10 protein-coding genes are annotated in these 14,016 nt (G+C 61.8%); 2 read left to right on the top strand and 8 right to left on the bottom strand.

The window, feature by feature from the left end; translation table 11 throughout:
- The first annotated feature begins 2 nt into the window (after positions 1-2).
- The gene (locus NIM87_RS10585; RefSeq protein WP_254674626.1) at positions 3-1,631 is read left to right on the top strand and encodes a CocE/NonD family hydrolase; all 1,629 of its coding nucleotides are present in this window, start codon (positions 3-5) and stop codon (positions 1,629-1,631) included.
- A gap of 215 nt (positions 1,632-1,846) precedes the next feature.
- Positions 1,847-3,511 carry a tannase/feruloyl esterase family alpha/beta hydrolase gene (locus NIM87_RS10590; protein WP_254674627.1) on the top strand — a complete coding sequence of 555 codons (1,665 nt, stop codon included), beginning with the start codon at positions 1,847-1,849 and terminating at the stop codon, positions 3,509-3,511.
- A gap of 36 nt (positions 3,512-3,547) precedes the next feature.
- Here the strand turns inward: NIM87_RS10590 and NIM87_RS10595 are convergent, their stop codons facing one another.
- From NIM87_RS10595 to xdhC, 8 genes are all read right to left on the bottom strand, one after another.
- Positions 3,548-5,710: a malate synthase G gene (locus tag NIM87_RS10595; protein WP_254674628.1), complete on the bottom strand. Its 2,163-nt coding sequence runs from the start codon at positions 5,708-5,710 to the stop codon at positions 3,548-3,550.
- 57 nt (positions 5,711-5,767) lie between these two features.
- The gene (guaD, locus tag NIM87_RS10600) at positions 5,768-7,069 is read right to left on the bottom strand and encodes a guanine deaminase (RefSeq protein WP_254674629.1); all 1,302 of its coding nucleotides are present in this window, start codon (positions 7,067-7,069) and stop codon (positions 5,768-5,770) included.
- Positions 7,066-8,292: a urate hydroxylase PuuD gene (locus NIM87_RS10605; RefSeq protein ID WP_254674630.1), complete on the bottom strand. Its 1,227-nt coding sequence runs from the start codon at positions 8,290-8,292 to the stop codon at positions 7,066-7,068. The genes guaD and NIM87_RS10605 overlap by 4 nt, the downstream gene beginning before the upstream one ends.
- Positions 8,293-8,486: 194 nt before the next feature.
- Positions 8,487-9,575 (bottom strand): BMP family ABC transporter substrate-binding protein, encoded by a 1,089-nt coding sequence (locus tag NIM87_RS10610; RefSeq protein WP_254674631.1) that lies wholly within the window; start codon positions 9,573-9,575, stop codon positions 8,487-8,489.
- A 55-nt stretch (positions 9,576-9,630) separates the two neighbouring features.
- The gene (locus NIM87_RS10615) at positions 9,631-10,560 is read right to left on the bottom strand and encodes an ABC transporter permease (protein WP_254674632.1); all 930 of its coding nucleotides are present in this window, start codon (positions 10,558-10,560) and stop codon (positions 9,631-9,633) included.
- Entirely contained in the window at positions 10,557-11,639 is a 1,083-nt protein-coding gene (locus NIM87_RS10620; protein ID WP_254674633.1) for an ABC transporter permease, read from the bottom strand. Before NIM87_RS10620 ends, NIM87_RS10615 begins: the two co-directional genes overlap by 4 nt.
- A complete protein-coding gene (locus NIM87_RS10625; RefSeq protein ID WP_254674634.1) occupies positions 11,636-13,153 on the bottom strand; it encodes an ABC transporter ATP-binding protein in 1,518 nt (505 codons plus the stop codon). The genes NIM87_RS10620 and NIM87_RS10625 overlap by 4 nt, the downstream gene beginning before the upstream one ends.
- Position 13,154: 1 nt before the next feature.
- Complete coding sequence (xdhC, locus tag NIM87_RS10630; protein WP_254674635.1) at positions 13,155-14,015, bottom strand: xanthine dehydrogenase accessory protein XdhC; 861 nt, start codon at positions 14,013-14,015, stop codon at positions 13,155-13,157.
- Position 14,016: the final 1 nt, after the last annotated feature.

A 14,016-nucleotide genomic window follows, 5' to 3' on the forward strand; every position in this document is an offset into this window, starting at 1 on the left:
CGGTGAGCCTCCCTTCACTCTATCTTGCCTGGGTGGAAGACTTGCCGCCGCGCCTCAATGGGGTGCGCAGGAAGCGCGGCATCGCCGTGCCAATGGCCGATGGCGTGCTCCTCAAGACCGATCACTACGCCCCCAACACCCCGGGCCCCCACGCCACCATTCTCATGCGCCTGCCCTATGGACGCCGCGGCTTCGGCCCGGTCGCCGAAGCCTATGCCGAGCGTGGTTTTCACGTTGTGGTTCAGGCTTGCCGCGGCACCGAGCGATCCGGTGGGCAGTTCGACCCCTTCGCCAATGAGCGGGCCGACGGCCTTGCCACGCTGGACTGGATAAAGGGCCAGCCCTGGTATGACGGCCGCATCGGCCTGACCGGCCCGAGCTACCTCGGATATGCCCAATGGGCCATCTGCGACGCCCTGCCCGAAACAGCGGCAATGGCTACAAAAGTGACCACAGCAAATTTCCGCCCCGTGGTTTTCCCGGCCGGCGCCTTCCACCTCAACCTCTGGCTCTCCTGGGTGCAGGTGGTCGAGGGCCTTCGCACCCGCACGCTGGCGACAGCGGCGCGCATGTTCTCGGGCGATATTGAGCGACGCACCGATCGAGCCGCCGCCGTCTTGCCCCTCGTTGAGGCCGACAGGGCCGCCGTAGGCCATCAAATCGGGTTCTGGCGGCACTGGTTCGAGCATGCCATCGGCAATGACGCCTTCTGGGCGGACCTCGACCATCGGCACCGCCTAACCGAAAATACCCCGCCTGTGCATTTCATTTCCGGCTGGTACGACTTCATGGTCGATCCGCTGCTGGCCGACTATCAGCGTCTGGTGGAGCTGGGGCACCGTCCCTATCTCACCATCGGCACCTGGTTTCACATTGCCGAGGAGTTGCAGCGCGACAACCTGCGCGAAACCCTCGCCTGGATGCGCGCCTGGCTCCTGGGGGATCGGTCCGGCCTGCGTCAACGGCCGGTTCGCATCCACATTTCGGGGCGCAATGAATGGCATGAGTTCGAACGCTATCCACCAGGCCCGCCCACGCCGCAAACCTGGGCCCTCGGGTCTGGCAGGAGCCTTGTCGAGCACGGAACGGCGTCAACCGGAAGCGACGCCTATCGCTACGATCCGGCCGATCCGACGCCCAATCTTGGCGGCGCCATCTTCGCCTTCACCGGCGCCGGTGCGGTGGACAATGCGCCACTGGAAAATCGGCCCGACGTGCTGGTTTATACCGGCGGGGTCCTGACGCGTGAAATGACCGTGATCGGCCAATGCCAGGTCAAGCTCGTGGCCCGCGCAAAACTACCCAATGTCGACTTCTTCGTTCGCCTCAACGACGTGGGACCGGACGGTGTCTCGCGCAATATCTGCGATGGCTTTACCCGCCTCACTCCCGAAACACCCATCGAAGACGATGGCAGCTGGCACGTGACCGTCGCACTGCACGCTACGGCGCATACGTTTCTTCCCGGGCATCGCCTGCGCCTGCTCATCACCTCGGGTGCCCATCCCCGTTACGCCCGCAACATGGGCACCGACGAGCCGATCAGTACTGCCACCACTCTAGTGGCGAACGACGTAGAAATTGTCCATGCCGGCACCACGATCACACTGCCGGTTTATGGGCTGGTCTGACGAACGTCCCTCAAAAAATGTGTGCGGAGCTTTTCCACAACCGCCGCTATCGCCCAGGCTAAAACGATAAATTACAAGGCCTTGAAGAATATCTGCTTTTGCGAGCAGTCCGCCAGAACGTTAGCCGTTCACCGCTCTGTGCCTTCCGACACACTTGCCAGATTTGTTATTCTACATAACTATATTCGGGCATCGAGGATGCAAGGGAGGAAGAGATGACAAGACAATGGCGGAGTTCCATCGCGCTCGGCGCGATGCTGCTGGCAGCGTCCTGGGCCGGAGCGGCGCAGGCACAGGCGCTCGACTGTGCTGATATCGCGACCCACGACTTCGGGGCGGCGGACCTGGCGGTCGCGGAGGCTACGGCTACGCCGGTGGGCGAAGATGCGCCTGTCGCGCATTGCCTCGTCCGTGGCCATGTCGGCGAACGCATCGGCGCAGACGGCAATGCCTACAAGGTGAGTTTTGAGTTGCGCCTGCCCGCTGACTGGAATGGCCGATTCGTGCACCAGTTCAATGGGGGCAATGACGGCGCGGTGGTTCCGGCCATGGGCAATCTGCTCAATGCCGATCCTGCCGACTCGGCACTGGCGCGCGGCTATGCGGTGGTCTCAAGCGACGCCGGTCACGATGGCTCAGTCCATCCAGAAGCCGGCCTAGCCGGCGGCGCAGCGTTTGGTCTCGACCCCGAAGCACGCAGCGACTACGGCTATGGGGCGGTCATGAAGCTCAACCCCGTCGCCACCAATATGGTGGAAGCCTACTATGGCGACGAGATCGCCTTTAGCTATGGCGTCGGGGGCTCGAATGGGGGCCGCCATGCCATGGTGCAGGCCACCCGCTCGCCCGAGGCCTTTGACGGCATCCTGGCGGCGTATCCCGGCTTCAACCTGCCCCGCGCCGCTATCCAGCACGCCTGGGACATTCAAAGCTTCAAGGCCGTCAATGGCGATGTCCGCACCGCCTTTACGCCCCAAGACATGAAACTGGTATCCAATGCCATTCTGGGCGCCTGTGATAGCTTGGATGGCCTGGAAGACGGCATTATCGCCGATAGCCCCGCCTGCCAGTCCGCTTTCGACATTTCGACCCTGGCCTGCGGCACCGGCGACACCAACGCCTGCCTCAGCGCCGAACAGGTTGAGGCGTTGCGTCGAATTCATGCCGGCCCTACCAATTCGGCCGGTGAAGCACTCTATAGCAACTGGGCCTGGGATCGCGGCCTTGAGAGCGGCGACTGGCGCTTTTGGAAGCTGGAAAGCCCGATCCCACCGTGGAACAACATGCCACTGATCGCCACCATGGGGGCGTCCTCGCTGGCCATGATCTTCTCCAACCCTCCGGTGGAAGTGGGCGGCGATCCGGCCTCGCTGGAACAGTTCCTGCTCGACTATGATTTCGACACCGACGCCACGGTTACGGCAAGCGACGCGACCTTTACCGAGTCACCGGTCGAATTCATGACCCCCACCGACATGGACAATCCAGAACTGGCGGCATTCCGTGACGCCGGAGGCAAGATGATTGTCTTCCACGGCAACAGCGACCCGGTGTTTTCAGTGATGGACACGATTAATTGGTACGAAAAACTCGACGCTAACAACGGCGGCATGGCCGAGGATTTCGTGACGCTCTACACCGTGCCCGGCATGGGCCACGGCTCGGGCAGCCCCGCAACCGACAAGTTCGACGCCTTTGACGCGTTGGTCGATTGGGTCGAGAACGGTACGACACCCACGCATCTGGTGGCGACGGCTACGCCGGATAACCAATATGTTCCCGAACTGATCGGCGTCACGCGCAAGCTTTGCCCCTACCCGGCAATCGCACGCTACACGGGCAACGACGAAGCAAGCCATGAGAGCTTCACCTGCCAGTAAAATGAAAGAGCCCGCCGAAAGGCGGGCTCTGCACTTCTAGCTGGCCGCGCGCGCTTTCACCTTGCGACGCGCCGCATGCAGCAGCGGCTCGGTATAGCCAGAGGGCTGGTCGGCGCCGTGCAGCGCCAGGTCCAGTGCTGCCTGGAACGCAACCGACTGGAAATTGTCGGCCATTGGCCGGTAAAGCGGATCGCCGGCATTCTGTTCATCCACGACACTGGCCATGCGCTCGAACACCGCGGTGACCTCGTCGCGACTGACGAGACCATGACGCAGCCAATTGGCGACCGCCTGCGAGGAGATCCGGCAGGTCGCCCGATCTTCCATCAGGCCCACATTGTTAATGTCGGGGACCTTGGAGCAGCCAACACCCTGCTGCACCCAGCGCACCACATAGCCCAGAATACCCTGGGCATTGTTTTCCAGTTCGCGCGTGATCTCTTCGCGATTCAGCGAATAGGGGACCTGCACCGGCATCGAAAACAGGTCTGAGAGTCCCGGCAGCGCCTGGTTGTGACGGCGCTTTTGTGCCTCAAACACATCGACCTGGTGATAGTGTAGCGCATGCAGCGTCGCTGCCGTCGGCGATGGCACCCAGGCGGTATTGGCGCCAGCATTGGGATGACCAATCTTGGCGTCCATCATCGCTGCCATGTCGTCGGGCCGCGCCCACATCCCCTTGCCGATCTGCGCCCTGCCCGAGAACCCGCAGCTTAGGCCGATCAGCACGTTGCGGTCCTCGTAGGAATTGATCCAGCGCTCGGACTTGATCTCGTCCTTGCGCAGGACCGCGCCGGCTTCCATCGAGGTGTGGATTTCGTCGCCCGTACGGTCGAGGAAGCCAGTGTTGATGAAAAACACCCGCTGCCGCGCCTCGTAGATCGCCGCCTTGAGATTGGCCGAGGTGCGGCGCTCCTCATCCATGATGCCGATCTTGATCGTGTTGGGCTTGAGCCCCAGAAACCCTTCGACCGAAGCGAAAACCGAGCAGGCGAACGCCACTTCTTCTGGCCCGTGCATCTTGGGCTTGACCACATAGATCGCCCCATGGCGCGCATTGGCGCCCTTGTCATGCATGGCGCAAAGCGCGGTGACCGCCGCATCCATCAGCCCTTCGCCCACCGGCTTGCCATCGAGCAGCACCGCATCGGTGGTCATCAGGTGACCGACATTGCGCACCAGCAGCAGCGAGCGGCCCTTGAGCACCAGCTTCCGGCCGTCGGCACCTTGATACTCACGGTCGGCCTTGAGCTTTCGGGTGACGGTTTTGCCACCTTTTTCAAACGTGTCTTCCAGCGTGCCGTTCATCAGGCCCAGCCAGTTGCGATAGACGCCGACCTTGTCCTCGGCATCCACCGCCGCCACCGAATCCTCGCAGTCCTGGATCGTCGTTAGCGCCGCCTCGACAATAACATCGCTGAGACCGGCGGCATGGGTGCCGCCGATGGGGCTCGACGGATCGATGACCAACACAGCATGCAGGCCATTGTGCCGCAGAACGATCTCGGCCTTATCACCCTCACCGGCATAGCCCACAAAGGCCGCGGCGTCCTTCAGGGTTGTCGGCCCCGACTTGGTGTCGATGACGAAATTGGCAAGCCCGGCCTGCTCAGCCACCACATAGGATGTAACATCGGCATGGCTGCCGTTCGTCAGCGGGAAAGCCTCGTCGAGGAACGCCGCCGTCCGCGCCACCACAGCCGCGCCGCGCGCGGGATTATACGCCTTGCCAGGAGCCAGATCGCCATCACGGCTCAGTGCATCGGTGCCATAAAGCGCATCATAGAGGCTTCCCCAGCGCGCATTGGCGGCGTTGAGAGCATAACGCGCATTGCTGACTGGCACCACCAGCTGTGGGCCGCAGATACTGGCGATTTCGGGATCGAGACCTTCCGTCTCAATGGTGAAATCACCCGGCTCGGGCACCAGATAACCAATCTCCTTGAGGAAAAACTGATAGCCCTGGGCATTGTTGGCGACCGGCCCATATTTCTGGTGCCACTCATCGATCCTGGCCTGGATGTCATTGCGCCTGGCCAGAAGCCGCGCATTGGTGGGCACATGCTCGGCCAGCATCGCCGCAAAGCCATCCCAGAATTGATCTGCCGATACCGACACCCCCGCAAGAGCTTCCTTCTCCACGAAGTCCACGAGCAGCGGATGCACGGACAGGCCGGACTTAGTCTGGTATTCGGTCATGGCGGAAGGCTCTCCATACGCGTTTGTGATGAAGGTTTAGGCCATTGCGACCCTGCTTCACAACCCGACCAAAGTGGACTTCGCCCTTGCGCCCGCCACATAGACTTCGGCGATGGCGCGGTCGTCGCCAAGCGTCTGGAGCAGGAATAATTCTTCGACCAGCGTTTGCACCGTAGCAAGGCGCATCCGCATGGTGGGCGTGGCCCCGGCATCGAGCACGATGAGATCGGCTGCGCGCCCGGGCGCAATCGAGCCGATTGTGTCTTCCAACCCCAGCGCCTCGGCATTGCCGCGGGTCGCCATGTGAAACGACGCAAGAGGATTGAGCCGCTGCTTGCGCAATTGCAGCACCTTGTAGCCCTCGTCGAGCGTACGCAGCATCGACACACTCGTCCCCCCGCCAATGTCGGTGGCAATACCTACGCGCACGCCATTATTCATCAGGCGCTCGCGGTCGAACAGGCCCGAACCAAGGAACAGGTTCGAGGTGGGACAGAACACCGCCACCGCGCCGGTTTCGGCCAATACCGACGTTTCGCGATGGTTGAGATGGATGCAATGGCCCAGCAGCGTCTTGCGGCTCAGCAGCCCATAGTCCTCGTAGATCCCCGTATAGTCAGACGAGCGTGGATAAAGCTCCATTGAGAAGGTGATCTCGGTGTCATTCTCGCTGAGGTGGGTCTGCACATAGCAATCGGGATGTTCGGCAACCAGCGCCTGCGCCATAGCCATCTGCTCGGGCGTCGAGGTGATGGCAAAGCGGGGCGAGATGGCATAGAGCGCCCGGCCCCGCCCGTGCCAGCGCGCGATCAGCGCCTTGGTATCGTCATAGCTCGACTGGGCGGTGTCGCAGAGCCCTTCAGGGGCATTGCGGTTCATCATCACCTTGCCGCCGACCATCAGCATGTTGCGCCGCTGCGCCTCGGCAAAGAAGGCATCGACGCTGCGCGGATGGCTTGAGCAATAGGCCACAGCCGTGGTTGTGCCATGGCGGATCAGCGCGTCGTAGAAGTCCACGGCAACCGCATCGGCATGACCCTGCTGGGCAAACTTCTGTTCCTCGACAAAGGTATAGGTATTGAGCCATTCAAGCAGCGACCCGGCATAGGCCGCCATCATCTGGCTCTGCACATAGTGCAGGTGCAGGTCGATGAAGCCGGGCAGGATCAGGTGAGGCCGGTGGTCGATCACCTGCGCGCCGGTGGTATCGGCCTCACCGAAATCGCCAACGGCGATGACCAGACCATTCTCGATGCTGACGGCACCATCCTCGAGATAGAGATGGCTCCCGACGTCATCAATCGTTTCGGGAGCGCGATGAAAACTAAGCACCCGTCCGCGCAGTATAGTGCGGGTCACGAGCCGGACCCTTCGCGATACCATTCCACCAGCAACGCCCGCTCGGCATCGGTCATGTCGGTGACATTGCCAGGCGGCATGGCGTGGCTCCAGCCGGCCTGAATGGCAATTTGCTGGGCGTGGTTGGCGATAGCCACTTCATTGTCGAGAATGACATTCTTGGGCGCCTCATAGACACCCTCCCACACCGGCTCGGCGGTGTGGCACATGGCGCAGCGCGTCAGAACGGTCATGCTTGCCGAGGCAAAGTGCTCGGTCGCCATGAATTTCTCGCCGCTCGCGGTCACCAGTGCAGCATTGTCCACGCCGGGCAGCTTGGGCGCAGTAGAGAGCCAGGCGATTACCAGCATCAGGATCACCGCCACGGCCCAGGTCCAGTGCGGATTGCCTTTGCGGGCATGGCGGGTGTTGAAATAGTGCCGCACGACCACGCCAACGAGGAAAATTAGCGAGGCGATGATCCAGTTCCACTGCGTCGCGAAGGCCAGCGGATAGTGGCTCGAGAGCATGAAGAAGATGACGGGCAGCGTCAGGTAGTTATTGTGCAGCGAGCGCTGCTTGGCGATCTTGCCATATTTGGCATCGGGCACCCGCCCGGCCTTCAAATCCCCCACCACGATCCGCTGGTTGGGAATGATGATCATGGCAACATTGGCGGTCATGATCGTTGCCGTGAAGATGCCCATGTGCAGCATGGCGGCGCGGCCGGTAAAGAGCTGCGTATAGCCCCAGCTCATCACTACAAGGATGGCGAACAGCACAAGCATCAACCCGGTGGTCGATTGCCCGATCGGGGATTTGCACAAGGTGTCATAGAGCAGCCAGCCGAGGACAATTGACCCCGCTGAGAGCAAGATTGCGGCCCAACTGGGGACATCGAGCACATTACGATCAACAAGGAACAGATCAGCGCCAATATAATACACCAGGGCCAGCAGAACCGCCCCGGAGAGCCAGGTGGCGTAGCTTTCCCACTTAAACCAGGTCAGGTGTTCGGGCAGGAATTCGGGCGCCACGAGGTATTTCTGGATGTGATAAAAGCCCCCGCCATGCACCTGCCATTCCTCGCCATGAGCAAGCGGCGGCAGGCTCGGGGTTTTCCTCAGGCCCAAGTCTAGCGCGATAAAATAGAATGATGAGCCGATCCAGGCGATGGCCGTCACGACGTGCAGCCAGCGCGCCGCAAACATCGCCCATTCGTAAAAAATGACCAGATCGCCCATGTCTGCCCTCTTTGACTCTTGTCCCCCTCGGAGAGAGGTAGCTCGGCAAAGCCGAGTCGGTGAGGGGGATGATTCCAAGAACTCAGGGCCCTTGGCAGCATCCCCCTCATCCAGCGCTCACGCGCCACCTTCTCCCCGAAGGGGAGAAGAATGGGCCGGCAAAGCGCCGACCCTCAGCGCACGCCCAGCCACAATCAGGCTGGCGGAATGACGCCTTCGACGTACCAGTCCATGCTGAGCAGTTCTGCATCGGTCATGATGACGCCGGCCGGGACCTTTTCTGCGCCGGTGTGGTCGTTGATCGGGCCGGTGAAGATATTGAACGAACCATCGATCTGTCCGTTCTTGACGGCTTCGGCAGCGGCGACGACGTCAGCAGGGACGCTTTCGCCATATGGCCCGATCTGCACTTCACCTTCCTTCAGACCCGGCCAGCGGTCACCGGTTTCCCAGGTGCCGTCGATCACGGCCTGGGCAGCGTTGACATAATGCGGACCCCAATGGTCGATGATCGAGGTCAGTTGGGCCTTGGGTGCGAAGGCGCTCATGTCGGCACCCTGTCCGAAGCCGCCAACAATGCCGCGTTCTTCGGCAACCTGCAGCGCAGCAGGACCGTCGGTGTGCTGAGCGATCACGTCGATACCCTGATCAATCATGGCACGGGCCGTGTCGGCTTCCTTGGCCGGGTCGTTCCAGGTCGAGATATAGACCGGGGTGATGGTGAAGTCGGGGTTCACCTTGCGCGCTGCGAGCACGAAGGCATTGATGCCCATGACCACTTCCGGGATCGGGAAGGAGCCGATGTAGCCAGCCTTGCCGGTCTTGGACATGTGGCCGGCAATCGTGCCACAAACGGCTCGGCCTTCGTGGAAGCGCGCGTTGTACGTCGCCACATTGTCCGAACGCTGGTAGCCGGTGGCGTGCTCAAAGCGCACGTCGGGGAACTGCTCGGCAACCTTGATGACATAGTCGCCATAGCCGAAGCTGGTGGCGAAGATCAGCTTGTGGCCGGACTGGGCCAGTTCGCGCAACACGCGTTCGCAGTCCGGGCCTTCCGGCACGTTTTCAACGATGGTCGGTTCCGCCACGAGGTCACCCAGCGTGTCCTTCATGAACTTGGCGCCGGTCGCGTGGCCGAAGTTCCAGCCGTTGTCGTTGACGGTGCCGATCAGCATGAAACCGACCTTGAGCGGTTCGGACTGGGCAAAGGCCCGCGAGCCGAGCAGCGGCAGCGCTGCGGCCGCTACACCGGCCTTGAGCAGATTGCGACGATTAAGGGTCATTGGTTTTCTCCTGAATGACGGGATTTATTCATCGAAGCGGTCGTTTCGCGCCGCCTCAATTCGAGGGCAAGAACGGCTTGCCTAGGCAGGCCGGAGCATTGGTGGACGCATCGCGGCGCAGGGATATCAGCACCAGTACCGCAATCGTGGCAAGATAGGGCATGGCCGCCCAGAGCTCGGCCGGAATGACCGAGAGCGGCCCGCCACTGGCCTTGGCATAGAGTTCCATGGTCATAACGAGACCAAAGAGATAGGCGCCCGCAAGCAGGCGGAACGGTTTCCACGAAGCAAACACCACCAGCGCCACCGCGATCCAGCCGCGGCCCGCCGTCATGCGCTCGGCCCATTGCGGGGTCAGCAGCAGCGGGAAACACGCCCCGGCAATACCAGCCATGGCGCCACCGAACATCACCGCCATATAGCGCACGCCCACCACCGAGTAGCCGATGGAATGGGCCGAAAGGTCGTTCTCGCCCACGGCGCGCAGGATGAGACCCGCTCGTGTCTTCTTGAGGAACCACCAGACAGAAAAAACCAGCGCAAAGGAAAAATACACCAGTGCCGAATAGCCGAACAGCACCCGCCAGATGGGATGAGCTGCCAGTTCGCTCGGGAACAACGGCCCAAGTAGCGTTACCGGGCGCGCCGAATAGCCCTGCCCGGCAAGCGCCGAGAAGCCGGTGCCGAAAATAGTCAGGGCCAGGCCGGTCGCCGTCTGGTTGGCGGAAAGGCTCAGCGTCAGGAAGCCGAAAATCAGAGACGTCGCCACCCCCGCAGCTGCGGCGACCAAAATGGCCAGATAGTGATTGCCGGTAGTGAACAGCACGACAAAGGCGGCAATGGCGCCGACCAGCATCATGCCCTCCACACCCAGATTGAGCACGCCGGACTTTTCAACGATCAGCTCGCCCATGGCGGCGATCAGGATTGGCGTGGAGGCGCCAACCACGGTGACGAGAATGGCGATGGCGAGTTCGAGCGTCATGCGCGCGCCTCCCCCTGCGGCGCCACTCGCTTGAGGCGGTAGCGCACCAGAATGTCTCCGGCCAACAGGAAAAACAGCATCATGGCCTGGAAGACACCCGTGGCCGAACTCGATAGTCCGATGGTTGTCTGTGCCACCTCGCCACCCACGAAGGTGATGGCCATGACAATGCCGGCAAAGATCACGCCCAGCGGATTGAGCCGGCCAAGGAAGGCCACGATGATGGCGGTGAAACCGTAATTGGTCGGGAAACCCGGCACCATGCGCTGAAAAGGCCCGGCCACTTCCAGCATGCCGGCAAGACCCGCCAGAGCGCCACTGACCAGCAGTGCCAGCCAGATGGTCTTGTTCTCGGAAAACCCGCCATATCGTGCCGCATGGGGCGCCGCGCCGACCACCCGCATCTGATAACCGAACACCGAACGGGACATGATGAACCAGGCGACGAGCGCCACGATCACGGCTATGGGCACGCCCGCATGGACAATGGTCCCCGGCAGGATATTGGGCAGCAGCGCCTCGCTGGCAAAGCGCCGCGTCTGGGGAAAGCCCATGCCCATCGGGTCCTTCCAGGGGGCGCGGACCAGATAATAGATCAGTTGCACCGAGGCATAGGTCAGCATCAGCGAGGTCAGTATTTCATTGACGTTGAGCCGCGTGCGCAGCAGTGCAGGGATCGCCGCATAGGCAGCGCCGCCGGCCACACCGGCCAGCATCATCACCGGCAGGGTCCACCAGCCGCCCATGCCGTGGGTCGCCAGCGCCACCCAGGTGGCGGCGAGTCCTCCCATGATGTATTGGCCTTCGGCCCCGATGTTCCAGACATTGGCGCGATAGGCGATGGACAGCCCAACCCCGACAATGATCAGCGGCGCCGCCTTCACCCCAAGGTCCTGCCATTTGAACGCATTGGTTAGCGGCGTCAGGAAAATTTCCCGTACTGCACCCACGCCGTCATAGCCAATGGCCGAAAAAATGATGGCGCCCACGATCATGGTCAGCACGACCGCCGCAACCGGCGTCGCATAGAGCATGACCTTTGAGGGCTCACGGCGCTTTTCGAGACGGAACTGCATCATGCCGCGGCCTCGGTGCCATGAACGCCGCCCATCAAGAGACCGATTTCATCCACGCTGAACGCCGAAACCGGCCGCGCTGCACTCAATTGCCCCATGTTGATTACCGCCAAAGTGTCGCTGAGGGCCCGCAATTCATCGAGATCCTGGCTGATGACAACAATGGCCGAGCCTGCCGCCGCCAGATCGACCAGCGCCTGGTGAATCGCCGCCGCGGCTCCCGCATCCACGCCCCAGGTTGGCTGGCTGACCACCAGAACCGAAGGCTTTTGCAGGATTTCGCGTCCCATGATGTATTTCTGTAGGTTACCGCCGGACAAGGACCCTGCCGTCGAGGCGGGGCCAAGTGCCTTGACTGCAAAGTCAGCAATCACTTTGCCGGTATAGGTCCTGGCGGCCCCCGAATTGATCAGTCCCAGCACCACCATGCCGAGCCGGTCGCGCGCTGTCAGCACGGAATTATCGGCCAGCGAAAAGTCACCCACTGCCGCGTGGCCATTGCGTTCCTCGGGCACGGCGCACAATCCGTGCCGGCGGCGCTCAGTGGTGTCCATCAGCCCGATGCCGAGGCCATCAATGGTGATGGCATCGCGTTCCTCGCCCCGGATTTCGCCCGAAAGCGCATCGAGTAGAGCGTTCTGTCCGTTGCCGGCCACCCCGGCTATCCCGAGGATTTCGCCGGCGTGAACAGTGAACGTCACGCCATCGACGGGCACGTCGAAATGTCCAGTTTTCTTGGTGCGCAGCCGGTTCACCACCAGCTTAGGCTCGCCGAAGGTCCGTCCCTCGGGCTTGATAATATCCTTCAAGCCGGTGCCGATCATCTTTTCGGCCATGGAGCGGCTGGTCTCCTGCTTGGGATCGCATGTGTCGACCAGCTTGCCGCCGCGCAGGATCGTCGCGGTGTCGCACAGCGCCTTGATCTCATGCAGTTTGTGGGAAATGTAGAGGATCGAACAGCCTTCCGCGGCCAGCTTGCGCAGCACGGTGAAGAGCTGGTCCACCTCCTGCGGCGTCAGCACGGAGGTCGGCTCATCCATGATCAGCAATTGCGGGTCGAGCAGCAGGGCACGCACGATTTCGATGCGCTGTCTCTCGCCAACAGAAAGTGTTGCCACGGTGCGGTGCGGATCGAGCAGCAGGCCATAGGTCTGCATCACCGCACGGATGCGCTGTTCCAGCTCTCGCGAGGGGATTTTCGCATCCATGCCCAGGGCGATATTTTCAAGCACGGTCAGCGCTTCGAACAGCGAAAAATGCTGGAAAACCATGCCGATGCCCAGCTTGCGGGCAGCCTTGGGATTGGGCACCACGACCGGCACGCCGTTCCAGCGGATTTCGCCGGCATCGGGCGCCATAATGCCATAGATCATTTTGACGAGGGTGGATTTGCCGGCGCCGTTTTCACCCAGAAGCGCGTGGATTTCGCCCGGCTTGACGGCGAACGACACCTGATCATTGGCGAGAACGCCAGGAAATTGCTTGGTGATGCCGCTCAACTCGAGCCGATTGGGCATATCAGAATCCACTCGCCACCCCCTCGTTGCTGGGGGTGGACACATGCCCGATCAAAACTTCCCGTTTCCCAATCTGGACCATAATTTCGGCCGCCGCCAGTGCCGCGATAACCGAAGGTCGTTTATCCCCAAGCCCTTGCGCGCCAATAGGTAATACCAATCGCTCGAGCGCCGAAGGATCGCCGCCCTGCTCCAGATACCAACTGGCAAACTTGGCCCGCTTGGTCCGCGACCCGACCATGCCGACATAGGGGCTATCGGCGCGGGCAAGTGCTTCATTTGCAATGAGAAAATCGAGCGCATGATCATGGGTCAGAATGACGAAGGCGCTGCCCATGGGTGCTGCACGCACCACGGCCTCGGGCATGGCGACCCGGCGGTTGGGAATACCGGGCGCCAGGCTATCGAGTTCCTCCTGCCTTGTGTCGATCACTTCGAGCTTGACCGGGAGCAGTGACAGGATCTGCGCCAGCACTCGGCCCACATGGCCAGCTCCAAAAATGTAGACATTACAGGCACTTGCGTCATCATGGGCGATCCGGGCGGCCAGTTCGGAGCGCAACTTCACATCTGCATAGCGCAAGCTGACCTTGACCCTGCCTCCGCAGCATTGCCCGATTTCCGGCCCCAGCGGCACATCCATGGCGGCCTCGGCGCGGCCCTCCGAAATCAGTCGGCGCGCATGATCGATGACCATATATTCGAGCGCACCGCCACCGATGGTGCCCAGGATGGCGTCCAGGCTGACCAACATGAACGTGCCTTCGGCCCTCGGGGAGGAGCCCCGCACCGAAGTCAATTCGCACGCAATCGCGTCGGGATTGGTCGCGAAAAAGGCTTCGAGCGCGGCGTGTGAGGTCATG

Origin of the sequence: Devosia ureilytica (genome assembly GCF_024273195.1) — a bacterium.
Taxonomy (GTDB): domain Bacteria; phylum Pseudomonadota; class Alphaproteobacteria; order Rhizobiales; family Devosiaceae; genus Devosia; species Devosia ureilytica.